Origin of the sequence: Bacillus sp. FSL R9-9530 (genome assembly GCF_038008145.1) — a bacterium.
GTDB lineage: Bacteria > Bacillota > Bacilli > Bacillales > Bacillaceae_G > Bacillus_A > Bacillus_A mycoides.
On the sequence record NZ_JBBOYO010000001.1, the window covers coordinates 2446002 to 2472873 of the forward strand.

A 26872-nucleotide genomic window follows, 5' to 3' on the forward strand; every position below is an offset into this window, starting at 1 on the left:
ACCTTACTTCCTTATATATGTATTCGGTGGCAATGTCCTTATGGCATATTTCTTATGCGAAGAGAACATCGAAAATATTTGATGTGAATACCATAAATAATACAATACTTACAGCCACTCCGTAAAAACCGTAAAACCAAATACAATCTTCTTTCGTATCTAAACCGAAAAATTTATTTACCGATTGTAATAATGTGCCACGCTTGCTTTGTTTGTTTCGTAATACTTCCACTCGTTCTACAACATCTGCTGGCATCATAAATCTTTGGTCTACTGTCATTTTCATCATTTATCTCTCCTTAAAATCATTTCCGTTTTGCTTATCTAAGGAAAGTATAGCACGTTTGTTCGTGTGGAACAAGCGTTCTTTTTTTTATTTTTTATTCTATTTTTCACCAAACCAAGTAATAATTGTGAATATAAACGCGATAATTGTTCCAACTACAACTGCACCAAATATTAAAAACAATAATCCTTCGCCGAACACCCGAACGACACTTGTTTTTCGGGCTCTCTTAGCTCTTGCAAGTTCACCCTCTAACACCTTAACCTTTTCTTCTAATTGGTCTACTCGTTCCATTATTTCATTCCCCATATACAACACCTCATTTAATACTTCAACAAAAAAACGCGATTCCCTCGAAAGGAAATCACGTTTTCTCAAAACATTATATATTATACCCAACCTCTGAAGCGACTAGCCTCAGCCATTTTACGAACACCAATCATGTATGCAGCTAAGCGCATGTTCACTTTACGAACTTGTGATGTTTCATAAATTGAATCGAATGATTTTACCATTACTTTTTCTAAACGTTGTTCTACTTCTTCTTCAGTCCAGTAGTAACCTTGGTTATTTTGTACCCACTCAAAGTAAGATACCGTAACGCCACCAGCACTTGCTAATACGTCTGGAACAAGTAAGATACCACGATCTGTTAAGATTTTTGTTGCTTCTAATGTAGTTGGACCATTTGCAGCTTCAACCACAATTTTCGCTTTAATCTTATCAGCATTTTCTTCTGTAATTTGGTTCTCAATTGCAGCAGGAACTAAAATGTCGCAATCAAGTTCTAACAGTTCTGTATTTGAAATTGTATTATTAAATAGTTTTGTTACAGTACCGAAGCTATCGCGACGATCTAGTAAGTAGTCAATATCTAATCCATTCGGATCATGTAATGCACCGTAAGCATCTGAAATTGCAATTACTTTCGCGCCTGCATCATGCATAAATTTAGCTAAGAAGCTACCCGCATTACCAAATCCTTGAACAACAACGCGTGCACCTTTAATATCAATGTCACGTTTTTTCGCAGCTTCACGAATACAAATTGTTACACCTTTTGCAGTCGCTGTTTCACGTCCGTGTGATCCACCTAATACAAGTGGTTTACCTGTAATAAATCCTGGTGAATTAAATTCATCGATACGGCTATACTCATCCATCATCCATGCCATAATTTGTGAGTTTGTAAATACATCTGGAGCCGGAATATCTTTTGTCGGACCAACAATTTGGCTAATTGCTCGTACATAACCGCGGCTTAATCTTTCTAATTCACGGAAAGACATCTCACGTGGGTCACAAATGATTCCACCTTTACCTCCACCATATGGTAAATCAACAATACCACATTTTAAACTCATCCAAATAGAAAGTGCTTTCACTTCATTTTCTGTTACGTTTGGATGGAAGCGAATTCCACCTTTCGTTGGACCAACAGCATCATTATGTTGTGCACGATATCCTGTAAATATTTTAACAGTCCCGTCATCCATACGAACTGGAATTTTCACTGTCATCATACGAATTGGTTCTTTCAATAATTCATATACTTCGTTTGGATAACCCAATTTTTCTAATGCTTCATTAATTACAATTTGTGTTGAATTTAACAATTCAAAATGTTGTTCCCCTTGTTGTTGTGTTTTCGTTTGAGTTCCCTTTTCGGCTACCATAGTAAGTAAACCCCCTGTAATTTCACTTGTTTAGTAAACCTTCATTGCCTAGTATACACCGTTAAATTTGGAATGCAATAGAAAACGCTAACAAATATATACAAACTATTTTGTATTGCAAGCGTTTTCACTATTATTATAGTCCTTTTATTGCTTTTAGAAAAGTAAAATACTTAAATATTTAAATATTTTTTATTTTCATCAAAATACATTCGATAAAACCATTATTTCATCAAGAAATACTGATTACATTTTAACATACAGATCGGCTAGTCTTGTTACCTACACTTCGTTTTATAGATTTTAGATTTTCAGCTGAATAAAAATAAAACCTCAAGCTACGTTACATTAGCTGAGGTTTTGTTTTTTCACAAAGTAATTGTATATTTGTTCAATCGCTTGAGAATCCATTAATTCTTTACCATATTCCATTACGCGGTAAATTGTTGCTGTTGACGGATTACCGTACTCCGCTAAAATAGCTATAAAATCCGCCTTCAATAATTGAAATTGCTCTTCTTCTTCTATCCAAAGATAAAAACGATCATCCCACGTATACAACTTCCCATCAGTTACACCAAGGTTATATAAGCGATTTGACAAATTGATTACATCATCTAATGTAGCAAACTCGTAAAGTATATGTTCACTTTCATCAAGAGTCACTTGCATTTCAATAAACTCGTCACGGAACTCATCTTCTGTGTCCACTTCGTGATTTTCTTTTGTTACAATTACAACCATACCTTGAGCTTGTAGAGAAAATACTTCAACAGCAATCGGTCCATCCGCTTCAAACCCTAATTCTGTATTTGCTTCTTGCATCATATCACGGAATAGTTGCTGTACTTTCGGTGCATTTCTCCACAAATCTTCTTTCGTTAATCCTCGTTCAGATAAATCATCAAATGTTAGGAAAATTTTAATCTTATTATAATTTAAACGTTCCAGTCTCATCTCATACCCTCCCTACGTAACCATTGCATCTAATTTTTATTATATGAAATAGAAAATAGATGGTTCTTTTCGAACGACTATTCCGACATCTTTAACCATCCATCCCATTCTTCTTTCGTGTTACCAATTAGGATATTTTGAAGATTTAATTGATCTCCAATGCCTTTTCTTCCTATAAAACCACCAGAGATGTTTTCATTTTTTTCTTGCAACAAGTCAATAAATTCTACTGCCTCTTCAAGTTCTCGTTCATCATCAAAAGATATAAACAAATATTTAGGTTGTAATTGTTCAATAGCTAGTAAAATACCTTCTTCATCTAAACTTGTCCCCATATACATTGTTTGATATCCTTTTAGTCGTAAATACGTCGCGAAAATAAATCCTTTTAATATATTATTTTCTAAAACGAAAACTTTGTTAACGGAAGAATACACCGACGCATTATGATAGATCATTCCTAAACGTGTTTGTAAGAATGATACAACATATTTGAATTGCGACATTGTAATCTCATTATTACTTTTTAAAGTTAACAACTTGTTTGCCACTTGAAGAATGATGCTTGCAACAACCTTTTCCGTTGAATATATACTAAAAACCTCGTTTAATAATGCAGAAATTGTAATTTCATCAAATTCTAACAAAGCTTGTAGTATATCGTCCACTAAAACAACTTCTGTATCAGTAATTTTTTCTTTTTGAACGTTGTTCTGCAACCGATTCCCTTCTAATAACTGAACTGCTTGTCCAATCATCATCCCCTCAGAAACTTTGTTCATTAACCATTTCAAAATATGAATATGCTCTTCTGTATATAAACGATGCCCCGCACGATTTCTCTTTGGGGCAATAATATGATAGCGTCTTTCCCATGCGCGAAGTGTACTCGGTTGAATTCCGAGTATATTTGAGACAGCTTTTATATTATATTTTCCATTTGAATTCGGCATTATTTCCCTCCGCATAACGTAATGATATGTGTTTGGGAAGGTGCCCGAAAACGAAGAGGGAACAATGTTGTTCCATACCCATTACTAACAAAGAGAGTCGTATTAGAATGCTTATATACGCCACCCTTTAAATACTTTTCAGATGGAAACAACCGAATCTGGCCTCCATGTGTATGTCCACTTAATACGAGCGAAATTTGTTCATTACCAGACATTTTCTTTATTATATCTGGATTGTGACTAATTAAAATGCGAAAACCTTCTTCTTTACAATCAGACAACGCTAAATCTAAACGATCTCGTTCTAATCCAACATCATCGATACCGAGTAAGCAAATTTTCTCTCCTAATTCAGACTCAAATACAACTCTTGTATTATCTAATACCTTCACATTATTTTCTATTAATAAAGCATCTAATTCGTGATACTCAATTTCATAGTCATTATTTCCCCATACAAAATATACAGGGGCTATTTCTCTTAACTTTTGAATATTTAAAGCGATTTGCGATAAAGGTACTCCTTTTTCAGCTAAATCACCGCCAATAATTACGATATCTGCTTTTCCTTTCACTCGTTCAATTAGCGAGCTAGAAATGATCCTTCTATGAATATCCGAAATAAAAAAAACTTTAACTTTTTGAAAACTTTCCGGAAATTCTTCGAATACTAAAGTATGTTCCAACACTGTATTACGCATCGCTTCTTTATACATTCCAAGAAGACATACAAAACCAATGCTTATGAGAGTACATAATAATATAATCCATGACATATATTTTTTACTCTCCCTCCTCGTAAAGTATAGTCCTTAATTTTATGTGGAGCTATATATCACTCATTTAGCTAGCTCTCATACTTCGTGGACTTATCTTTTATAGGAATTTTCAATTCTTGTCCTACCTTCACTTCGTCTTCTTGTAAATCATTATACTTTTTTATTATTTCTATCCCATCTTCATCTGAGAAATATTGCTTCGCTATACTTTCTAAAGTTTCTCCATCTTTCACAACATGAGTTGCTACTTTCTCAGGCTGCTTCTTTGATTCAGTCTTAGCGGAATCAAAGAAAATTACTTCAAACGCACTTTTCTCAGCATTATTACTATCACTTTTTACCTGTATATACTTATCCGTATACCATAGGATACTAATAGGTAACAATATGAACAAAAATGTTAACACTCGGACGAAAATGTGATTCATTTTAAACTTTGGTTTGTTCTCTTTATTTCTATGAATTTCACTACGCGGCGGTAAACTTTCATCTTCTTCCACTTGCTCAACTTCTAACTCCTCTTCAAAATCAGGAATTCGTTTTCTCATGTTGTTCACCACCACCTTCCATTTATTTTCTTAATTGGAGCCCCATTATAAAATCAACAAGAAAGTGTGCAAAGATTGTTATAAACAAATTTCCTGTCCACTCGAATACATAACCAAAAACAAAACTAATAAAGCAGACGAAACAAAACAAAAAAGGCTTCGTTATATACCGAATATGTAACACAGCAAAAATTAAACTCGCTATTACAATTCCGAAATGAGTCTGCACTACACCTCTAAATAAAAACTCTTCCGCAAAGCCAATAATAAACGTGATAACGAGTAAATGCATGACAGAAATCCCTTGAAACATTCTATCGTTAATGCCACCATCATCAAACCAAGATTCTGGAAACACTCGCATTGCAACATAATCTAATAACACAATACAAATCGCTAACAAGCTACCTATTAAAAGTATAGAAACCGGTTCCCATTTCCATAAACTATAAACTTCTCTTTTATCTTGAAATAATATATATGCTAGTAAACAACCGATACCAATAATGATTAGTTGTGTTATGTAGAGATTCAGTCTTATTTCTCTCGGACTCATATCTTCAACATTATGCCTTTGAATGTTCATCATTCCTCCATCTTTCCTAGGCCGAAAAGCTTTTGTAACTCTGTTTCCCAATTATAGTCGAAAACTAACTGTTGCGCTCGTCTTTTTTTATAATCCGTTTTTGTAATACCACAGTAATCACAACAGTTTTCTATCTCTTTTTCTTTTCTATAACCGAATTGTTGTAATAAATATTCACGTCTACATCCTTGAACTTGTATCCATGACTTCATATTTTCTAGCTCACTATATTTATTACGCATTCTCACTTCCACTTCCGCTATTAATCTGTGCATTATTTCATCTGACAAGCTCTCTAACATGAGATTTCGCTGTTGTATGATTCCAAGATGTTCGAGATGATAACGTGTAAAGCGCCAATACTGTTCATTAAATCTTGCTGCATTATAACAAATTTCTTCTACATCTTCTAATGGTAATACTTTCGTTTGAAACATTCTTTCTTGTAGTAACGAAAATAAAAATTGTATTTGCGATTTACTTGGTAATTCATCTTCAATGATTGAAATTGGCAAATCGTGATCCAATGGACTACATAATAAAATGGCTATACTCAATTCTCCATCTCTTCCCGCTCTTCCAATTTCTTGTAAATAGGAAGCTACATTTGTCGGATATTGAAAATGAATAATATATCTTGTATTCGCCTTATTTACCCCCATCCCAAAAGCACTTGTACATATTACAATTTGCAACTGGTCATTCATAAACTGTTGTTGAATTAACATACGCTCTTCATGTTCCATACCACCATGATAAAAAGCTACACCTGTAATTCCTTTTCCTCTTAAATACTCGGTTAAACGCTCTGTCCAGGCCCTACTTGAACAATAAACAATACCAGGCCCTTGCAAATACATTACATGCTCAAAAAGCGCCTCTTTTTTTTCTTCTATTGTTTCCACAAATTGCACTTCCATCGCAATATTTGGACGATCAATTGAGTACACATGCTCAGCAATATTTTTTAGATTTAAACTTTCCGCTATATCTCGCAGTACATCCTTTGTCGCAGTTGCTGTTAATGCTAGTACTGTCGGAGATCCGATACTCTCAATTACTTTATCTAATTTTTTATAATCTGGCCGAAAATCATAGCCCCATTGTGAAATACAATGCGCTTCATCTACGACAAATAATGAAATATGAATTTTTTTCAATTCTCTTATTAGAAGTTCCGACTGCAACATCTCTGGCGATACGAAAACAAATTTATAAAAAGATAGCTTTTTCATTGCTTCTCTTTTTTCAATTAACGTCCGAAAACTATTCAATGCAATAACTCGATTTTTCACGACATACTTTAATTGCGTAACTTGGTCTTCCATTAAAGATAATAATGGTGATACAACAAGCACCGTACCCTCTTGCAGAAGCCCCGGAAGTTGATAACACATTGACTTTCCCCTTCCAGTCGGAAGCATTGCTACAACATCTTTTCCTTCCAATAAGTCCGTAATAACTCCTTTTTGCCCCGGACGAAATTCAGAATATCCAAACCACTTATATAAATATTCCTCAAGCTTCATTTATACCCTCCATCCGTGCCAATACAAGACGTACTTCAAAATAAGAGATTTCCTCTCCAACCGCTTGCTTCAACACACGCAATTTACGTGTTTGTAATGCTTCAATTACTTTTGTTACTTTTTCCATTTTTTCTTTTTCCATAAACATTTCAATAGAAAATTCTTTTTCTCGTAAAGCAATTTCTACAAAATGGTCTTCTATCGTGGCAACCTTCAAATTCCGAATTGTTGCTATTTCTTCTAAAGAGCGTCCTTGTCTCCAAAGATTATATGTTTTTTTTGTTGATAAACTAAATAAATCAGCTTTCTCATTTGGATAAGATATAATTTCAGCTAATAATGGAAACTCATTTTCTTTATTGCGAACTTCTTGAATAAGGAAATGAATTGTACCCCAAAATAAAAAATACACTCGAAATATATCTTGTTTCGTAATTTCCGCTAATTGTTGTAAAGTACACCCAATACGTTTATACCCAGTTAACCGATATATTAAGATTGTCGCCTCTACTGGATTATTTTTTTGTAAAAGAGTATGCATTTCCTTCCATAATCTTTTAGCCAATTCACTTCTCATATACGGTATTCCAGTGAGAAAACGTTTCACCCACATCATTATTTCTGTATCCTGTTGAATTGGAATAAATTTCGTATTCGCCTGTTGTAAATTCGAAATGGTTTGAACGATCAATGATAATCTCTTCCAAAATGTTTCACCTATTTCACCATAGTGTAAACCATTTAAATATGTCGGAAAGGCAAAGTCACCTTCCCATTTGTTTAATTGCACGTTACCAGCAGTCGTTAACACATATGTATTATCATGTATACCTTGAACTAAATCCGTTTGTAACAACTTTGCAACTTCTTGATTATAATCAGCTCTATTTAATGACTTATAAATCCCAAACAAAAAAGAAATTTGAAACATATTCCCATCTTGTAATGTTTGCGACGATCTCTTTCCTTTTAATAAATAATAAATCGAAGAAACGGTTCTTTCACCATTCAATTGTTTTAAACAATATAATAAAGTATATTGTAGCTGCATTACCGCTTCCACCTCTCAGTCTAACTTCATTCCTTTTTCAATACGATTGCACATTAACTGCTATTCATTGAACTTATCATATTCACACTACATGCTTGTATATATTCTATTGTATCAAACGAAATAACATTTAAGTATTTTGAAAATCTTATGAAATAATTCAAAAATAAGTTGACACTCTAATTGATAAGCATTATCATTATAATTTTATGTTGAAAAGTTTTTAAAACCGTTTTACAATAAGATTATAATTTTTTGGCGAACTTTTCACATACATATTATCAGGAGGGAAAAAATATGGCAAAATATACAATCGTTGACAAAGATACTTGTATTGCATGCGGTGCTTGTGGTGCTGCTGCACCAGACATTTATGACTATGATGATGAAGGCATTGCATTTGTAACATTAGACGATAACCAAGGTATCGTTGAAATTCCAGATGTATTAATTGAAGATATGATGGATGCATTCGAAGGTTGTCCAACTGACTCAATTAAAGTTGCTGACGAATCATTTGATGGCGACTCTTTAAAATTCGAATAGTCTTTTATTAACTTCAAAAAATCCCCCTCATACTTATGAGGGGGATTTTTTGAACTCTTTTTCATTCTCACTAACAAAAAAACCATTAGCAGTTACGCTGCCAATGGTTTAATATTTTTAAGCATTTTTCATTTTTGCAAATACCCATACTTTCAAGCGTGAAAATAGTGCTACAAATACAATTGTTACAACAATTCCTTTAATTACATTAAACGGTAATATCGCCGTTACAATAGTTTGTCGCATAATATCACTAGACATAGCTGGTGAATTTAAAAACCAAGTGTACGCTGGTAAAATAATAAAGTAGTTTAACACACTCATAATAACTGTCATAGTAATTGTACCTAGCATTAATCCTGTCGTTAAACTTTTTACTGTGCGATACTTTCGGAATAAGAATGCTGCTGGACCAATAAATAAACATCCCGCTATAAAGTTTGCTACTTCTCCTACTGGTACTCCCGTTAAACTTCCTTGAATTCCGTAATGCAAAATATTTTTTATCGCTTCTACAATTACACCTGCAATTGGACTAAAAATTATCGCCGCAATTAAAGCTGGCACATCACTAAAATCAATTTTTAAAAATGGCGGAAGCCCTGGGAATGGAAAATCCAACATCATTAGTAAATACGCAATACTACTTAGCATCGCTACACTCACCATCTGCACTACACTGTTTTTTTGTTTCATCTTTCTCTCTCCTTTTCCATCGATCTTCTCATGGAAAGTGGAAAGGTTCTGCTATGCCTATTTTTTCATAGAACGAAAAAACCCTTTGTGATTTACACAAAGGGAGAATTTTAAGGCACATCAAACAGACGTTCAAATACTTATCTTTTTTGAACGCTTGAACCTCCATCTTCTCCCATCCAGACTGTACTGTCGGCTTTGGAATCACACCAAATCCTGCCTTAACGGCTCGCGGGCTTAGAACGAAATTATTAAATGTTCATCACCGCCGGTCGGGATTTTCACCCTGCCCCGAAGATAGACCGATATTCTATTTTCCACTTCATTATACAACAACATGATCGTATTGTGAACAAAAAAAGTGTAACTTACTAAAAATAAGTTATTGATTTTATATAATTAAAGAAACGATCACTATATTTTACAATACAACCCATATTTTTTATAATTCGGTATTTCTCTTATGAATCCCCCTAGTCATATGTCGTCAAAAGTGATAAGATGTTGAATTGTTAAGATAAGAACATTTTCTGAGTTATGGAGGAAATGTCATGAAGAAAGATAAAAGACACTCTATTCGAGAAGCAATGAAAAAGAACTTAAGAAAAGAATACTTTTATTTGAAAAAAGAATTACTTTTCTACTGTCCAATTGATCTAGGCACATTCTCAAGAGAGACATACTACGCTACTTTTGACCAAGATGGCATAAGTATTTATCAGTATGATAAAAAAACAGAAAGTAAATTAAAATTGTGTGAGCGTCATCCATGGAAGAGTTGGAATAAGGTAAAAGTTGATCACTATTTAACAACTTCTCAATTTATTTTCCAAGGTGAGCGAAACTGGATTTTATCCCTTTTCCAAAAAGGAAAAGAAGCTCAAAAAATAATTGAAGAACATACATCTTTACAAACGGAAGTTGTTTCCCGTCCGTTTTCCAAGAAACTTCCTGGTTTCCGTTCTGATACACCATTGAATAAATACATCGGTTGCATTTGTTACACTGCACTTATTGCATTTTTATTAAAATGGATGATTCCATTTCAAGCACCACAAATCGCCCTGTATTCTCTTTCAATTGGCTTTATGCTTCTTGGTTTACTTTGTCTTACAATTGGTCTAATCGAACCAACTATCGTACTATTTCGGACAAAAGAAAAAACAAGAACAAAAGTCTTTTACTTATATAGCTACTTAGCTATTACTGGATTTATATGTGTCTTTATTTTTTGGTAAAAGAAGCCGTCCCAAAAGATCTTTTGGGACGGTTTTTCGTTAGGAATAGGTTGCTCTTACTGTCGCATTTTATTGTTAGTCGATATTTCTTGTCGAAATGTCGATATAATAAGAGCTATGTTCGATATAATTTCATTTACTATCGCAATCTTAAATAAGAAAAAAATAAATTTATTCAAAAGTTATGCTTTTGAGACGTTGCCTTTACTTGACGTATAGTTGTTGGTTCGGATAGATTTGCTCTTGTCGCAATCCATTCCTCACTTTAATTTCCTCAACTGTCATACTAAATTTCCGGGCAATACCAACTAAAGTATCACCTTTTTGTACAATATATAGTGATGATGACACAACTTGATTTTTTTGTTCATTTAAAACAAGCAACGGATTCATCGCATTCCTTTTCTCCATCGTCCATCTCCCTTGATGCAATTCTAAATGTAAATGCGCTCCTCGCGATTCTCCTGTATTCCCTACCTCTCCAATTAGCTCTCCTTTTGAAATGTTATCACCTTGAACTACATATCTCTTATTTAAATGCGCATAAACAGCCTCATATTCTCCATGTTTAATAAACACAACATTTCCATAACTACTTGAAAAATAAGACTTTGTCACCTTACCATTTTGAATAGCTGCAACAGGCGTTCCAATAGGCGCAGCTATATCAATACCATAGTGTTTCCCATATCTTGTCCCAAAATAATCACTTATCTGCCCATCAACAGGCCATATCCACTGATTCCCTTCAGCGTAAACATGTAATTGAGATAAAAATAATACACTCAATATCACCACGCCACATTTTAACGCTTTCATATACATCCTCCGTTTTCTAATAACCGTCATACCTTCTCTATTGTGGGATATTACAGAAAAAAGTATACAAAAAAAAGAAAGTGGATTACTCCACTTCCTTCTCTTCTTTATTACGAAAAACAAGTGCACTGCGGTTATACTCCACATCTTTCACTTGTAAACGCGCATTTATTACTCTAGCAAGCGCAAATAAATAATCAGATAACCTATTTATATACTTTAGAACAATTTCATTGGTTTCTCCTTCTTTTTGCAATGACACTATACAACGTTCTGCTCTTCTTATAACTGTACGTGCAATGTGTAGTGCAGCCGATATCTCGCTACCACCTGGTAAAATAAAACGCTCTAAAGGCGGCGCTTCTTCTGTATACGAATCAATTCGTCTCTCTAAATACTCGACCATCTCTATCGTTACTTTATAAGGGATTTTCTTCTCTACTATTGCTAAATCCCCTCCACAATCAAATAGTTCATGTTGAATATTTTCAAGTTCGTTATAAATGTTACGAAAACATTCCTCTTGTAATTTAGACATGGCATATCCGATATGAGAATTCGCCTCATCAATTGTTCCATAAGCTTCTACACGTATATGATCTTTATCCACTCGGCCACCTATGACACTCGTTTCCCCTTTATCACCTGTTTTTGTATAAAGTTTCATTTCATTATGACACCTCTCTTTTTATTTTCATTCTGATTATTAAAGAAAAAAAACTCTACCATTCTTTATTTAATTGCACTTACAAAAAAATAAAAAAACAGTAAAGCTTTTATTCATGATCAACTTTTTAAAAACATATATATCTAAATTATACGATTTGGTAAATATACAGAGAATGTAGTTCCTTCTCCAACGACACTTGATACAGAAATTTTCCCGTCATGACCTTGAACAATATTTTTAGCAATCGCAAGCCCGAGTCCTGTTCCAACTTTTTTCCCTCGCGTTCTCGCTTTATCAGCTTTATAGAATCGATCGAACAAGAACGGAATATCTTCTTCTGGAATACCAGCACCTGAATCTTGCACTTCGAAAGTAAGGCCACTATTTTTCGTATTAATTACAAGTGTAACATGTCCACCTGCATTTGTATGACGGATTGCATTATCAATTAAATTCGTCAGTACCTGTTCCATACGGTCTGCATCAAACGGATATTGTTCAATTGGACTTTGGAAATCCACTGTTAATTGGACTTCTTTATCCTTTGCAATCCCCTGGAATTTACGGCCAATTTTTTCGACAAATGGATGAATATCTACTTCACCTATATGTAACTCTACATGTCCACTTTCCATACGGGCTAAATCTAATAACTCATTTACAAGTTTACCTAAACGAACAGATTCATCATAAATAATTTGAACAAACTCATTAATTTCTTCTTTCGTTTGCACAATATCATCTAAAATTGCTTCACTATATCCTTGAAGCATTACCATCGGTGTACGAAGTTCATGTGATACATTCGCAATAAAGTCTTGACGCATTTTCTCAAGACGACGCTCCTCCGTCATATCTCGCAATACTGCTACAGCTCCACGAATTTTTGTTTGATTGTAAAGCGGTGTCATAAGAACTACGTAGTTACCTTTTTGCAAATTAATTTCAACAACTTGTTGTTGCTCACTTGCTACAACGAGATGGAATAGTTCAACAAGTTCAGAAGGCAGTTTTTTAATTAACTCTACTTCTTTTTCTTCTTGCCAAACTTGTAAGAAGTGTTCTGCCGGTGGGTTGATAACAACGACTTCACCTTCTTGATTTAACGTAACAACACCATCTGCCATACTACTCAAAATGCTAGCTAACTGTTCTTTTTCTTGCTGCAGGGCATTCATATTAAACTTCAACTGTTTCCCCATTTGATTTAAAGCAGTTGCAAGCTCACCAATTTCGTCCTGCGACACCATAGGGGCTTTCGTATCAAATTTCCCGCGCGCTACCTCAAATGCAACCTCACGCATTTTACGAAGCGGTGCCGTAATTCGAGTAGATAAGAAAAATGCAAAGAAAGTTGTTAAAATAATCGCAATCCCGGCTGATAAGAAAATAAAATCAGTCGTTCTCTCCATACCTTGTATTGGAACTTGCAATGATTCATATACAAACACTGCACTTTGATTTTTTGACTGTACTGGTTTCCCGACGATCATAATATCATTTTCAGTATTTTTATTCTTCCTACTATTAGAAGCTTTTCTAATATTATTCTTAATATCCTTTTTATCTGTAAAAACAGCTGCTAATTCTTTATCATTTTTCAAATCATCTATTGTAAGAGTAACTAATCCTTCTTGTTTCGGCGAAGAAGAAATTTCCTTACCGTCTTCTACAATGATAATCCTTGAAAGTGGATCAGAAAATTTGTAAGCAATATCCTCAATCGTTTTTACATCGGCACCTTCTTCAATTAATTCCGTGACACTTGTTGCAACTTTCTGAAGCCTAGCTTCACTCATATCAACATAATACGTTCTAAAAAACTGTGAAAGTAAAATAGCAACAAATCCAAGAACAAACGAAACGAGAAGTAATATGGTCATCCATAACTTCCCTACTACACTTCTCCAAAGCATCAGTCGTTCACAACCTCAAACTTGTAACCTACGCCCCAAACGGTAACAATCATTTTCGCTGCATCTGGTGATTGTTTACTTAACTTTTCACGTAAACGCTTTACATGCGTATCAACTGTACGTAAATCTCCGAAGAACTCATATTGCCATACTTCTTTTAACAATTGCTCACGGTCAAAAACTTTATCCGGGGATTTCGCTAAGAATAATAGTAATTCATATTCTTTCGGTGTTAAGTTTACTTCATTACCATCCGCTGTAACGCGGTGCGCATCATTATCAATTGTTAAATGAGGGAAAACAGTAACATCTTTCGTCGTTGTATCTTGTGTAAAGAATGTCGTTGGTACAGCGCGGCGTAATACCGCTTTCACACGAAGTACTACTTCACGCGGGCTAAACGGCTTTACAATATAATCATCAGTTCCAACTTCAAACCCTTGTACCCTATTTACTTCTTCACCTTTTGCTGTCAGCATAATAATTGGCGTCGCTTTCTTCTCACGAATCCCTTTACACACTTCGATACCATCTTTACCAGGCATCATAATATCCAGTAGGATTAAATCATAATCATTTTGTAACGCCATTTCTAAAGCTGTATCACCATTATCCGCTTCTTCAATTGTGTATTGCTCTCTTTCTAAATACATCTTTAATAAACGACGAATACGATCCTCATCGTCTACAATTAAAATTCTTGATTCATTTTCCATTTCTACCCGCTGCGTACTTTTACCACAACGGTTTACACCTACCCTTCTACAATATAATGTTGCACCTATCCTCGTTTAATTAAGCATTTTTTAACGTTCCACTTCCCATATTATGCTTCACAAGAATAATAAAGTTTGTTCATTTTTTTTCCAAAACTATGTATTTTTTTTGAACAGTATATTTGGTCCTCGACATCATTTTACAGAATCAACCGCTACTTTGTCATGTTTTTCTCAAAAAAGAAGAAAATTTGACAAAAATAAAATAGGAAAGTGACATACACTTTCCTATTTTATTTCTCTATGCATATGAATGTAAACCCGCGATAATTAAGTTTACTACAATAAAGTTAAACATAATGATTGCAAAACCAATCACTGCAAGCCAGGCGGATTTTTCTCCATGCCATCCTTTAGATAAACGTAAATGTAATACCGCAGCATAAAAGAGCCAAGTAATAAGCGCCCAAACTTCTTTTGGATCCCAACCCCAAAAGCGCGTCCAAGCGATTTGAGCCCAGATCATTGCAAAGATTAATGCTCCTAATGTAAACACCGGGAATCCTATCGCAATAGAACGATATCCGATTTCATCTAATAAATCACTATTCGTATTCTTTACTAACGGCTGAAGTGCCGCTGACACTCGCTTACGTAAAACAAGTCTTAATACAATATAAAGTAGCGTTCCCACTAACACTGACCAAATAACAGTATTTAATTTTTTCGCATTTACAATCGCTGGAACTTCAACTGTTGGCTCTAATTTATTTTCTGTCATTAACTTCCCTTCATGCGGTCCAACTAAAGCAGGGAGATTATACTTCATTTCAACTTGTTGTTCATTTTTATCAATCCATTGAAACTTCGCTTCGTATTTCATACTAGAAAATACCGTTGTTATTCCAATAAACCCAACTGTACAAACAAGTGTGAAAACTACTGTCTCTAACCAAAATGTACGTTTGCTTCTCGTTGATTGATCTACATTCTTCAATAAATACATAACGCCCGTAATAAAACTAATTGCTAAAATTGCTTGTCCTGCTGCTGCAGTCGTCACGTGAATATGTAACCAATTACTTTTTAAAGATGGAATAAGCGGAGATATTTCCCTCGGAAACATACTCGCATATGCAATTAATAAAAGTGCAACTGGTAATGCAAAGAGTCCAATTATACTTACGCGGTACATAAAATACATGACAATAAATGCTCCCACAAGCATCATGCCAAAAAATGTACCAAATTCAAAAAAGTTACTAACCGGTGCATGTCCTGATGCGATCCATCTTGTAACAAAATATACTATTTGTGCAATAAATCCTAAAATTGTTATAGTTATACCTATATTTGCCCACTTGTTACCTTTTTCTTTAATTGCTCCTCCAAAAAATAAAGTTGCAATTAAATATAAGATAAACGCCGCGAACAGAAAATTACTACTTATTTGTACCATATCGTTTCCCCACCTTAACTAATTTTTTTCATTCATTTTATCGTGTGGTTGTGGAATCGCTGTTCCTTCTAGTACTCTTTCAATATCTTTTTTTAAGCCGAACCAATTTTTATTCGTATGGCCTGCAACCCACCATTCATCATTAACACGTTGTATCCAAATACGGCGATGGTTCCAATACATACCTTGAATCACACCAACCATAAATATAAATCCTCCAATACCGAGAATCCAAAGCGTCAAATCTTTTCTTACTGTAAGAGCTGTTGCATTTTGCATTTCCACACCTGCAAATGACATTTTATATTTATTATTCCCGTCAGGCTCTATGTTTTGCTGAATACCGACGAAACTAACTTCACCATCTGGTGTTTCCGGGGTAAACATTTTAAAGACGAATGCAGGATTATTCGGTAATTTTGTTTTCGTATTCGGCCTTCCATTCTCATCAAAATAAAAATCTGGAAAATAGCTTAATAGTTCTAGAGAATACCCATTTCCTAAATCATATTTTTCTGTAGGATTCGCTAAATCTACTTTAATCGGTCCCAACTTTTGATTATTTTCTTTGTTTTGCAAATGGAAAGACATGCTTTTAAATTCACTTTCTTTGTAATCCACTTGATAAACAGCAAATTGATCAAATTTCAGTGGCTCATTCACTCGAATTTCAGCTTCTTTTACCTTTTCTAATTTTGGTTTTTGACCCGCTATATTTTCTCCTACCGCTTTATATAATACAGCATTTGTTTGGAAGTTTTTCGCAATCATTTTATCACCAACACGATCAATTGCTTCATCAAAAACTTCTTTATCCTTACTCTTATCATAAACTTCCTTGATAAACTTTTCGTTTTTCAAATAGTATTGACCATCTGTTCCTGGTATTTCTTTCGTTTCACCGTCACGTAACCAAAGTGCTTCATCTACATACATACTCGGTAAAAAACGTAGCATTGCACCGAATAGAAAGATAATAAGACCAATATGGTTTACATATGGACCCCAACGTGAAAAACGTCCCTTTTCCGCTAAAACGTTCCCGTCTTCCACTTTTACATTATAATTACGTTTCTTTAAATTAATTTGAACTCGCTCTAAGTCACCTTCATGCGGCGTACCAGTCCCGTGCACTCTCTGTCTTTTCAAAAAACTTGGGTGTCTTTTCACCCCTTGTTTTTTTAAAGCTTTATAAAGAGGAATGACACGGTCTAAACTACATATAACAAGTGAAATACCAATGGAAGCAATTAAAATCATGTACCACCATGATCCATATAAATTATTAAATCCTAATTGGTAGTATAATTGTCCTAAAAATCCATACTCGGTCTTATAATATTCAGCTGGTTCGATTCCTGGAGTTATGTACATTTCTTGGGGAAAGATAGTTCCTATTGCCGATGAAGCTAAAGTTATTACGATTAACCATACACCTACTTTTACAGAAGAGAAAAAACTCCAAATTTTATCGACTATCGTTTTTGTATGTGTGAGAGATCTCCGAGCACTCCCCTCATATCTCATATCCAATAATTTTATATTTTCATTACTTTCAAATGGTTTCCCACATGCTTCACAAAAAATGGTTCCTATCGGATTAACATGTCCACATTCACACTTAATTTCTTTCAAAGCTCTCACCGCCCTTTTATCTATATGTACTATTGTATATTCTATCTTAGAGTTACCGCAATACTCAGAATTTTTAAAGCGAAGGCGCTATACGTAAGCACCTCTTATGTAAAGGCTTTCTTAATTATGGAGTGATTTTCTTTAAGTACTCTTCCAATTGTTCCTTCGTTTGCTCACCTATAATTTGCTCTACTACTTTGCCTTCTTTATCAATTAAAAAGGTTGTTGGTAATGGTCCCACTCCATATGTACCTATGATTTTTTGCCCTTTATCAATTGCAACTGGGAATTTCAAATCATATTGTTGCACAAAGTTCTTCACTGCGATATCCGTTTCATCTGCATCTAAGGCAATAATTTCAACGCCTTTTTCTTTATATTTCGGATATAACTCATTCATATAAGGCATTTCTTTTTCACAAGGTTTACACCAAGTTCCCCAAAAATTTAAAAATACACCTTTTCCCTTTAAATCTTTTAATTCAATATTCTTTCCTTCTAAATCAGTTACAACAAAGTTAGGTGCTTCTTTTCCAATTTGCATTTTCTCTTTATCAGTAAAAAATCCTTGATATAGCGTAAACCCTACCGCACCGCTTAAAATGAGCAAAATGATAACACGAAATAATAAGCGATTTTTTTTCATGTTGTCTCCCCTCTCTTCGACGAGTGATAAATATATGTATTTTTTAATAAATCACCAGCGGAGCATTCCACTGGTGAAAGTTTCACAATATAGATTAGCGAGGCTTTGTAGAAGCCAATGCACGTAATTGTTTCACCTCATGTGGTGTCAATTCTCTCGCATCGCCAGGACGCAAACTACCCACTTCTAAAAAGGCATACCGTTCACGTTTTAATTTCATTACTTTACAATCTAACGCTTCAAACATGCGGCGTACTTGACGGTTACGTCCTTCATGAATCGTTAATTGTACAATTGCCATCTCTTTACGCTTGTCCCAAGAAATAATTTTCGCTTGTGCTGGTGCTGTTTTCCCATCTTCTAATGCAACACCTCGTTCTAACATGCGAATTTTCTCACCTGTTAATGGCCCTTTAATTTTCGCAACATACGTTTTTTCAACTTTATATCTCGGATGCATTAATACATTTGCAAATTCACCATCATTTGTCATCAATAATACGCCAGACGTATCATAATCTAAGCGTCCGATTGGGAATAAACGTTGTCTAATTTCAGGGAAAAAGTCTGTTACAACATTTCTTCCTTTATCATCTGATACACTTGAAATTACACCAGTTGGTTTATATAGTAAAAAATAAACAGGTTCTTCTTTTTCAAGAGGGATGTTATTTACTTCCACTTTATCTTGAGGAGTTACTTTTGTTCCTAACTCCTTCACTATTTTCCCATTAACTTTCACTTTCCCTTGCTGAATTAATTCCTCAGCCTTTCTTCTCGATGCAATACCTGCTTGCGCAATCACTTTTTGTAATCGTTCCATTTCTTTTTTTCACCTCAAATTTATCTTACCTTACATTAGAAAGACTTGGCAACCGCCTAAGCTTTATGCCATTTACTTCGCCTATCTTTAACAACATAGCAATGATGATAAACGTCTAAAGGCATATCACGTTTTCACCCTTTATTATTGTTTACACTTTTTCATGTTGTCCACGATAAAAGTTCATCATTTTGTCAAAAACACCGCATAAAAAAACCACTATTAAACTACACGTTAATAGTGGTCGTATACGTATTATAAGCTAAATAGCGCAAAAAATGAATAGCATTACCGAAACAATAGGGAAACAAACACAATTGAACAAATAATTCCGATTAAATCTGCAAAAAGTCCTACCTTTAATGCATCTCCCATTTTTCTAATACCGACAGCCCCAAAGTATACTGTTAATATATAAAAAGTCGTATCTGTGCTACCTTGCATCGTTGAAGCTAACCTACCAATAAACGAGTCTGGCCCATATGTAGCGATTAAGTCGGTCGTAATACTTAAACCAGCAGATCCCGAAATCGGACGTATAAGTGCAAGTGGAACGATTTCGGCTGGTACATGAATAAAGTCTAACATCGGCTTCATTACCGATATCATCGCATCTAAAGCACCTGATGCCCGGAAAATAGAAATAGATACAAGCATTCCAACCATAAACGGCAAAATGGAAACCGCAATTTGAATCCCTTCTTTTCCGCCCTCAACGAACGATTCGTACGTTGGAACTTTCTTTATCGTGCCATACAAAAGGATAAAACCAATTACACAAGGAATTATCCATAATGAAATTGTATTTACAATACTCATTTTTTCCGCCCCTTTCTACTCCTTCTCCGGTAAAAATAGCGGTCAATCCAAATCGCTCCAATCATCGATAACACTTGTGCTATAAATGTTACGCCAACGATTTCAGTAGGGTTTGCTGATTCATAAGTCATTCGAATCGAAATGACAGTAGTCGGAATTAATGTAATCGCTGAAGTATTTAATGCTAGAAACGTCACCATAGAACGACTTGCTGAATCCTTTCCACCATTTAACTCTTTCAGTTGTTCCATTGCTTTAATACCTAAAGGTGTTGCTGCATTACCTAACCCAAAAAAGTTCGCCATCATATTTGATAAAATGAATCCCATTGACGGGTGATCCTTCGGTATTTCTGGAAATAATCTTTTTACTATCGGCATAAAAAGTGATACTAACTTCTTTAACAATCCAGCTTCCTCAGCAATTTTCATTAAACCGAGCCAAAATACTAAAACACTAATAAGTCCAATACAAATCGTTACAGCATCTTTTGACCCTTCAAACACTGCTTTGGTCACTTCTTCCATCGTTCCATTTATCATGGCATACACAATCCCTATAACTGCCATCGCTGCCCATACGAGATTAACCATCTATCCCAACACCTATCATGTAAGAGAAGATTTCTTTTACGTTATTCCAATACATTCCCGTTGTAGCTACTAACTTTCGTTTACTGTAAAACAAATTTCGTTCTCCAACTTTCTCGTTCCCTACATAAATTTCTGTCTTCCCAATCTTTACTCCATCCGTAAGTTTTGCACTTTTATCGAGCTCAACTTTCAATAACACGCTCTTTCTTTCCTCTTCAGTTAAAGGTACAGAAAAACTATTTTTCGTATAAACATGATTGGCATATTTCTTTTCATTTATTTCAGCGAGTGCGCCTTGTCCTAAAACTTTCGCTTGCTTATAGCGTTCAAAGCCTTTATCAAACAAATTCATATGATCATCCCAGTCACTAGAAGCACTCAAAGTTACGACAATTAAATCTAGTCCATCTTTGGAAGCTGTTGTGACAAGCGTCCGTCCTGCTTTCTTCGTAAAACCTGTCTTTCCCCCTGTTGCAAATTCATAATAAGATGTCACAAGCTTATGTTTATTTTTCCACGGATAATCCCAAGAATCTGATTTATACGTTTTTGTTCCAAAAATTTTCTTAAAGGTCTCGTTCCCCATTGCATATTTCGTTAATAATGCCATGTCATAAGCCGACGAATAATGCGATCCATCCCCATCCAAGCCATGCGGGTTTGAGAAATGCGTATCTTTCATTCCGATTTCTTTCGCCTTTTCATTCATTAAATATACAAATCCTTCTATACTCCCTCCCACATTTTCAGCAATTACTTGTGCTGCATCATTACCAGATCTAAGCATTAATCCGTAAACTAAATCTTCTAACTTAACTTTTTGTCCAGGTTTTAAATAAATTGCCGATCCTTCTACTCGTACCGCTTCATTACTAACCGATACTAATTCTTTCATTTTTCCTGATTCAGCAGCTAACAATGCTGTCATAATTTTTGTTATACTAGCAATTTTTTGTGGCTCATGTTCTAATTTCCCATATAGCACACGACCGGATTGTTGTTCCATTAAGACTGCGTTACGAGCACTGACACCACCGTTCATTTTTGCATATGCAGGAATTGGCATAACGCTTGCGTACATTATAATTAGCGTAATTATTATACAAATTCGTCTCATATTTCCCCCCCACGTCCTTTTGGCACTTTTTGTACAAGTGTATGCTTGGCCTTTTAAAATATGAACGAAATCTTCCTTCCACCTCCACTAAAAAAGACGCATGAGATATGCGTCTAATACGGTGTCCATTCAATTTGCTTCGCACTTTCAAATCTCTTTTCTACATCTGGCCAATTTACAACATTCCACCAATTTTTAATATATTCATCTTTTCGATTTTGATATTGTAAATAATACGCATGTTCCCATACATCCAGTACAAGGAGTGGTATCGTATCCCACTGTGTAAACAATTGATGAAGCGTGCTTTGCAAAATTTCTAACCTTCCTGAACGGGGTACCCATACAAGAATTGCCCATCCTGAACCTTCCACTTTAGAAGCGGCTTCCGTGAAATGCTTTTGAAAACGTAAAAAACTTCCGAAATCTTGCTCAATTTGTTGTGAAAAAGCCCCTCTCGGACTTCCACCACCATCTTTTTTCATGTTATTCCAAAATATCGTGTGTAAGTAATGACCTGATCCATGAAAAGCCGCTTCTCTTTCCCAATGCTTAATTAAATCAAATTGATTTGTTTTTCTCGCTTCTTCCATCATCTTCTCTGCTTTATTTAATCCTTCCACGTAACTACGATGGTGTTTATCATGGTGTAACATCATAATTTCTCGTGAAATGTACGGTTCTAGCGCATTATATGGATAAGGTAATGGCGGAAGGGTATGCCCCCCAATCGGAACAGCTCGTTCGCTATCCCCTCTTTCACATAGTTCATATTCCTCTCCTTCTTGCATAAATACTTCCTGTAAATGGTGTTGAATATGTTCTACATCATCACTTATTTCATACATAAACTCGGCATCTGTGTCGTATTCATGCTCTTTCATACGCTCTAATAACGTTTGAATTTTATAAGCAAGCATATGGACATCATACACTTCCATTGCACGGCTATCTAATACTTGAAGAACACTTTCACACCAGCTTTCTACTTCATGAAAGTAATCTGTAAATACACCTTGCTGACTCATGTCACACCTCCTTGATGCTATCCACTTTAACTATATTCAATTAAAATCCCTTATATAACTGGACAAAAGGAAAAGAAGCTAAGTATCCTTAGCTTCTTTTCCTTAATTAATATTTGTGCAACATTTTTGTTTGGTAATCTGTCTCATAATATTCTAGTTCTTCACGCATCAATTGAAATTTCCCTTCTAAATCCTTCATCATTCGTTCTATAGATCCAGGGGGGATTTGCTGAAAAACAATAGAATTTTTCCCTGTATAAGCAGAACGACTATTTTCATACCAATGATCATTCTTTGGCGAAAAAAACTCTGCAATTACTTGATGGTAAATCTTATATAAAACTGTTTCAGCTGCGGTCTTTCGAAATGGTTGGCTATTCAACAAAACAAAACATGCATCAAGTCCTTCTTCACAAAAAACAAGAAGTCTTCTTATTGATGCTAATATCCCTTTATAGTATTGCTCGTTTCCTGTTGGTGTCTCCTCCAATAAAGAAGGTAACGTATGATAATTCACATAATTAGTTATCAAGGAAATTACATCTTCTAAAAATATAGAAACTTGTTCTGTTTGATTTTCAACCATCAAATTAGACATGGCTTCTCTCTCCTTTGCCGTTTTACGATATTTCTACTCTTTTATTTTTATGTAATTCAGCTAATATTTCTTGTACTTTCACCACTGTTCCCTCATCAAAGTATCGTTGAAAGTCTGTTACTTCATTGAGATACAAGCGCTTCTGCGCGCGTAGCTCTTTATCTTTCACTAAACAAGCGATCGCTACAATATCTCGTAAATATACGTCTTGTTCTTCTACTTTATAAACTGGATTTCCTTCAAAAGGGATAATTTCTTGTAAAATTTCTTCAAAATATCGAACATATAAGACAGAAAAGGTTTTCTCTTGATTATTTAATATATATGTTACTTCAGATCTATTAAAAAAATCTTCTGATGTATTCGGTTTTGCTTTTTCTAACTCATATCCTGCATAACCTATTATAATCATCTACTTCCCCTCTCTTCCTTCTTTCACCTTATCTTAACTCAATTTTCTAATAAACAAAATATTCTTTTAAATATAACCTATATAAAAAATAGCTTCCCTATACAGGAATTTACCTTTTTATTTTTCTTGAAGTTTGTCATAATAATATTATTGTCTCAGTTTTCTTACACAAGGAGAGTTGTATTTATGTCGTTTTCATGGAAACGTTTCTTACAAATCGGGAAAATAATCTTCCCATTTGTTGTCTTAACAATTGTTTTCTTTCAAGCTAAAAAAGAATTAGCAGGCATTTCTTTTTTAGAAGCAATTGAAACAATTAAAAACATTCCAACTGGTGGGGTATTTTTAGCGATTACACTCGGTGCATTTGCCGTTTCAACAATGTTCTTTTATGACTTTGTTATGCTTCGTTACTTAAAAGCAGATATACCTGTACAAAAGATCTTCCGCATCTCATGGATTGCCAACACTTTAAATGGATTTATCGGTTTTGGTGGTCTTGTTGGTGCCGGTGTACGTACAATGCTATATCGTCCGCATATAAAAGATAATGGAAAACTTATTAAAAGTATTGCTTGGATGACAACCGCTTTTATTAATGGATTAGCCATTCTGTCATTCCTCGGCCTTATTGGAATATTAGACACTAGTTTTATTCTGCACGAAAAACCGTGGTTATGGCCTGTTCTTATCTTCTTTGCCCTTTTCGTTCCTATATATATTGGGTTTTCTAAAATTAAAAATAGAAAAACAAAACAGCTAGACGGACAAGAGGAAGAAGAAGAAGAGAAAAATCCAACTGTTTTATATTCATTAGTTTCATTAGTCGAGTGGGTATCTGCCGGTATCGTTATGTACGTCATTTTAATATTGTTTGGAATTGATATCGAATTTCAAAAGTTTTTAGGTGTTTACGTAATTGCTGCTTTAGCTGGTGTCGTAAGTCTTGTTCCTGGTGGCCTTGGTTCATTTGACCTTGTTTTCTTAACTGGACTAGGACAATACGGCGTTGATACAGGCGTATTACTACCTGCTATGTTATTATACCGACTTGTCTATTACATCTTACCATTCTGCCTAGGTCTCATTTTTGCAGCCTTTGAAATGACAGGAGCTGCCATAAAAAAAATTGAAGATAAACCATTTATTGCACCTGCGTTAGAAACAACTGGTGTAATTTGGACTTTACAACGTGATTTTTTAGGGAAATTAGGTTCATGGGCATCCGCCGCTTTAACAGTATTCGCTGGCTTAATGGTTATTCTATCAACAATTTTACCGACTAGTATAAATCGAGCTCACGCCTTACATATTTTAGCTCCAAAGCACCTTATTCAATTTTCTTTTAGCTTATCATTAACATTCGGTATTCTCCTCCTGATTCTTTCGCGAGGCATATATTATGGAACAAAGCGTTCTTACTATATGACCATTGTTTCTTTAATTGGAGCAGCAATCTTTAATACCCTAAAAGGAATTGACATTGAAGAAACCTTTATTTTATTAATCGTACTTGCTGTGTTGTATATGCTTCGTAAAAGATTTATACGCGAGAAAATGGAAGTCTCACTTTCTGATATCGTAAAAGTATTTATCTTCTTATTACTTACGCTATATTTATATAAAAACTTAGGTATTTTATTTGCGGGTGCAAAAGAAGCGTTCCAACCTGATTTTGTCGTTCGAAATATTACACAAGTTAAACGAAGTGCATTAGCAGCAGCCTTTTTCGTTCCTACTTTTTTACTTATCGGCTCACTAATTGCCAATCGTTACCGTAGTCAATTTCCCGGGCAACCAGCTAATGATAAAAGGTTAGAAAACTTCTTAGATGAACATGGCGGGAATGTACTTAGTCATTTAGGTTTTTTAGGAGATAAACAGTTCTTCTTCAGTAGTGACGGAAAAGCACTTCTTCTCTTTTCAATTACTGGAAAACGTCTTGTTGTACTAGGTGATCCAATTGGTGATCCATCCTCCTACCGCACTGTGTTGCAAGAATTTTTAACTGAAGCTGATCGATTTGGGTATATTTGCGTATTCTATCAAATTGAAAGCAAATGGATGAGCTTATACCACGATTTTGGCTACAACTTCTTTAAACTTGGTGAAGAGGCTGTCGTTGATTTAAATACGTTTACAATAACAGGAAAGAAACGTGCTGGTATGCGAGCCACTTTCAACCGTTTTGAACGAGAAGGTTATACATTCTCTATTCATCAGCCACCATTCTCAGACGAATTATACGAGGAATTAAAGAAAGTTTCTGATGCTTGGCTCGGCGGAAAAAAAGAGAAAGGATTTTCACTTGGGTACTTCGATCGTGAGTATATTAGTCGTGCCCCTATCGCTACATTATCTGATGCAGAAGGAAAAATCATTGCATTCACAACCTTTATGCCAGTATATCAAAGTGGCATATTATCTGTTGATTTAATGCGTTATTATCCAGATGCCCCTAGCGGAATTATGGATGCAATTTTTATCCACTTATTCCACTGGGCAAAAGAAAATGAATACCATTCCTTTAATATTGGTATGGCACCACTCTCAAATGTCGGTTTATCAACGCAATCGTTCTGGTCTGAACGAGTTGCTGCTGCAATATTTAATAACGTTCGTTACACATATAGCTTCAGCGGTTTACGACATTTTAAAGAAAAATACAAACCTGCATGGAGTGGAAAGTATTTAGCATTTCGAAAGAATCATTCTTTACCAATTACAATGCTCTCTGTAACAAAATTAATAGGAAAACGAAAAAACAGCTAAGTAC

General features: G+C 34.8%; 28 protein-coding genes and 1 riboswitch. Of the genes, 3 read left to right on the plus strand and 25 right to left on the minus strand.

The genetic code is table 11. The annotated features are described in order from the left end of the window. Positions 1–52 precede the first annotated feature (52 nt). The 10 genes from MKX66_RS12165 to MKX66_RS12210 form a co-directional block, all read right to left on the minus strand. Positions 53–289, minus strand: a complete 237-nt coding sequence (locus MKX66_RS12165; protein ID WP_002011789.1) for a DUF3961 domain-containing protein — start codon at positions 287–289, stop codon at positions 53–55. A gap of 96 nt (positions 290–385) precedes the next feature. Beyond that, complete coding sequence (locus tag MKX66_RS12170; RefSeq protein ID WP_341086257.1) at positions 386–595, minus strand: hypothetical protein; 210 nt, start codon at positions 593–595, stop codon at positions 386–388. Between the two features lie 80 nt (positions 596–675). Continuing rightward, entirely contained in the window at positions 676–1962 is a 1287-nt protein-coding gene (gene gudB, locus MKX66_RS12175; RefSeq protein ID WP_000225168.1) for an NAD-specific glutamate dehydrogenase, read from the minus strand. A gap of 348 nt (positions 1963–2310) precedes the next feature. Further along, positions 2311–2919, minus strand: coding sequence for a genetic competence negative regulator (locus tag MKX66_RS12180; RefSeq protein ID WP_002011786.1), 609 nt, complete (start codon positions 2917–2919; stop codon positions 2311–2313). A 77-nt stretch (positions 2920–2996) separates the two neighbouring features. Further along, positions 2997–3872: a MerR family transcriptional regulator gene (locus MKX66_RS12185; RefSeq protein ID WP_002166076.1), complete on the minus strand. Its 876-nt coding sequence runs from the start codon at positions 3870–3872 to the stop codon at positions 2997–2999. Further along, complete coding sequence (locus MKX66_RS12190; RefSeq protein WP_002141026.1) at positions 3872–4648, minus strand: metallophosphoesterase; 777 nt, start codon at positions 4646–4648, stop codon at positions 3872–3874. Before MKX66_RS12190 ends, MKX66_RS12185 begins: the two co-directional genes overlap by 1 nt. 71 nt (positions 4649–4719) lie before the next feature. Next, entirely contained in the window at positions 4720–5199 is a 480-nt protein-coding gene (locus tag MKX66_RS12195) for a LysM peptidoglycan-binding domain-containing protein (RefSeq protein ID WP_002126396.1), read from the minus strand. 22 nt (positions 5200–5221) lie between these two features. Continuing rightward, complete coding sequence (locus tag MKX66_RS12200; protein WP_002064506.1) at positions 5222–5785, minus strand: CPBP family intramembrane glutamic endopeptidase; 564 nt, start codon at positions 5783–5785, stop codon at positions 5222–5224. Beyond that, complete coding sequence (locus MKX66_RS12205) at positions 5785–7314, minus strand: RecQ family ATP-dependent DNA helicase (RefSeq protein ID WP_002086642.1); 1530 nt, start codon at positions 7312–7314, stop codon at positions 5785–5787. Before MKX66_RS12205 ends, MKX66_RS12200 begins: the two co-directional genes overlap by 1 nt. Then, entirely contained in the window at positions 7304–8365 is a 1062-nt protein-coding gene (locus MKX66_RS12210) for a helix-turn-helix domain-containing protein (RefSeq protein ID WP_341086259.1), read from the minus strand. Before MKX66_RS12210 ends, MKX66_RS12205 begins: the two co-directional genes overlap by 11 nt. A gap of 297 nt (positions 8366–8662) precedes the next feature. Here MKX66_RS12210 and MKX66_RS12215 point away from each other — a divergent pair, with 297 nt between their 5' ends. Beyond that, on the plus strand, positions 8663–8911 hold the full coding sequence (locus tag MKX66_RS12215) for a ferredoxin (RefSeq protein WP_001151994.1): 249 nt from the start codon (positions 8663–8665) through the stop codon (positions 8909–8911). A gap of 117 nt (positions 8912–9028) precedes the next feature. Here MKX66_RS12215 and MKX66_RS12220 read toward each other — a convergent pair whose 3' ends face one another. After that, positions 9029–9607 carry an ECF transporter S component gene (locus MKX66_RS12220; protein ID WP_002011769.1) on the minus strand — a complete coding sequence of 193 codons (579 nt, stop codon included), beginning with the start codon at positions 9605–9607 and terminating at the stop codon, positions 9029–9031. A 163-nt stretch (positions 9608–9770) separates the two neighbouring features. Next, positions 9771–9910: riboswitch (FMN riboswitch) on the minus strand. A 248-nt stretch (positions 9911–10158) separates the two neighbouring features. On the opposite strand from MKX66_RS12220, the gene MKX66_RS12225 reads away from it, so the two are divergent. Beyond that, the gene (locus tag MKX66_RS12225; RefSeq protein ID WP_002030740.1) at positions 10159–10845 is read left to right on the plus strand and encodes a hypothetical protein; all 687 of its coding nucleotides are present in this window, start codon (positions 10159–10161) and stop codon (positions 10843–10845) included. Positions 10846–11049: 204 nt separating this feature from the next. On the opposite strand, the gene MKX66_RS12230 is transcribed toward MKX66_RS12225, so the two are convergent. From MKX66_RS12230 to MKX66_RS12295, 14 genes are all read right to left on the minus strand, one after another. Continuing rightward, positions 11050–11664 carry a peptidoglycan DD-metalloendopeptidase family protein gene (locus tag MKX66_RS12230; RefSeq protein ID WP_341086261.1) on the minus strand — a complete coding sequence of 205 codons (615 nt, stop codon included), beginning with the start codon at positions 11662–11664 and terminating at the stop codon, positions 11050–11052. A gap of 85 nt (positions 11665–11749) precedes the next feature. After that, positions 11750–12331 (minus strand): cob(I)yrinic acid a,c-diamide adenosyltransferase, encoded by a 582-nt coding sequence (locus MKX66_RS12235; protein ID WP_002086651.1) that lies wholly within the window; start codon positions 12329–12331, stop codon positions 11750–11752. 143 nt (positions 12332–12474) lie between these two features. Beyond that, positions 12475–14250: a sensor histidine kinase ResE gene (gene resE, locus MKX66_RS12240; RefSeq protein ID WP_341086263.1), complete on the minus strand. Its 1776-nt coding sequence runs from the start codon at positions 14248–14250 to the stop codon at positions 12475–12477. Beyond that, positions 14250–14966: a DNA-binding response regulator ResD gene (gene resD / locus MKX66_RS12245; RefSeq protein ID WP_002011758.1), complete on the minus strand. Its 717-nt coding sequence runs from the start codon at positions 14964–14966 to the stop codon at positions 14250–14252. The genes resE and resD overlap by 1 nt, the downstream gene beginning before the upstream one ends. Before the next feature lie 301 nt (positions 14967–15267). Then, positions 15268–16425, minus strand: a complete 1158-nt coding sequence (resC, locus tag MKX66_RS12250) for a cytochrome c biogenesis protein ResC (protein ID WP_326996378.1) — start codon at positions 16423–16425, stop codon at positions 15268–15270. A gap of 18 nt (positions 16426–16443) precedes the next feature. Further along, a complete protein-coding gene (gene resB / locus MKX66_RS12255; protein ID WP_002135242.1) occupies positions 16444–18060 on the minus strand; it encodes a cytochrome c biogenesis protein ResB in 1617 nt (538 codons plus the stop codon). A gap of 124 nt (positions 18061–18184) precedes the next feature. Beyond that, positions 18185–18706 carry a thiol-disulfide oxidoreductase ResA gene (resA, locus tag MKX66_RS12260; protein ID WP_002030735.1) on the minus strand — a complete coding sequence of 174 codons (522 nt, stop codon included), beginning with the start codon at positions 18704–18706 and terminating at the stop codon, positions 18185–18187. Between the two features lie 94 nt (positions 18707–18800). Beyond that, positions 18801–19529, minus strand: coding sequence for a 23S rRNA pseudouridine(2605) synthase RluB (rluB, locus tag MKX66_RS12265; RefSeq protein WP_002030733.1), 729 nt, complete (start codon positions 19527–19529; stop codon positions 18801–18803). 288 nt (positions 19530–19817) lie between these two features. Continuing rightward, positions 19818–20348, minus strand: a complete 531-nt coding sequence (gene spmB / locus MKX66_RS12270; RefSeq protein ID WP_341086267.1) for a spore maturation protein SpmB — start codon at positions 20346–20348, stop codon at positions 19818–19820. After that, positions 20345–20941 carry a spore maturation protein SpmA gene (gene spmA, locus MKX66_RS12275; protein WP_002086662.1) on the minus strand — a complete coding sequence of 199 codons (597 nt, stop codon included), beginning with the start codon at positions 20939–20941 and terminating at the stop codon, positions 20345–20347. Before spmA ends, spmB begins: the two co-directional genes overlap by 4 nt. Continuing rightward, positions 20934–22058, minus strand: coding sequence for a D-alanyl-D-alanine carboxypeptidase family protein (locus MKX66_RS12280; RefSeq protein ID WP_002086664.1), 1125 nt, complete (start codon positions 22056–22058; stop codon positions 20934–20936). Before MKX66_RS12280 ends, spmA begins: the two co-directional genes overlap by 8 nt. Before the next feature lie 113 nt (positions 22059–22171). After that, a complete protein-coding gene (locus MKX66_RS12285) occupies positions 22172–23086 on the minus strand; it encodes a superoxide dismutase (RefSeq protein ID WP_002030730.1) in 915 nt (304 codons plus the stop codon). A gap of 106 nt (positions 23087–23192) precedes the next feature. Then, positions 23193–23684 (minus strand): YpuI family protein, encoded by a 492-nt coding sequence (locus MKX66_RS12290; protein WP_002086668.1) that lies wholly within the window; start codon positions 23682–23684, stop codon positions 23193–23195. 22 nt (positions 23685–23706) lie between these two features. Further along, the gene (locus MKX66_RS12295) at positions 23707–24096 is read right to left on the minus strand and encodes a hypothetical protein (protein ID WP_341086270.1); all 390 of its coding nucleotides are present in this window, start codon (positions 24094–24096) and stop codon (positions 23707–23709) included. A 186-nt stretch (positions 24097–24282) separates the two neighbouring features. On the opposite strand from MKX66_RS12295, the gene mprF reads away from it, so the two are divergent. After that, complete coding sequence (gene mprF / locus MKX66_RS12300; RefSeq protein WP_002030726.1) at positions 24283–26868, plus strand: bifunctional lysylphosphatidylglycerol flippase/synthetase MprF; 2586 nt, start codon at positions 24283–24285, stop codon at positions 26866–26868. Positions 26869–26872 lie beyond the last annotated feature (4 nt).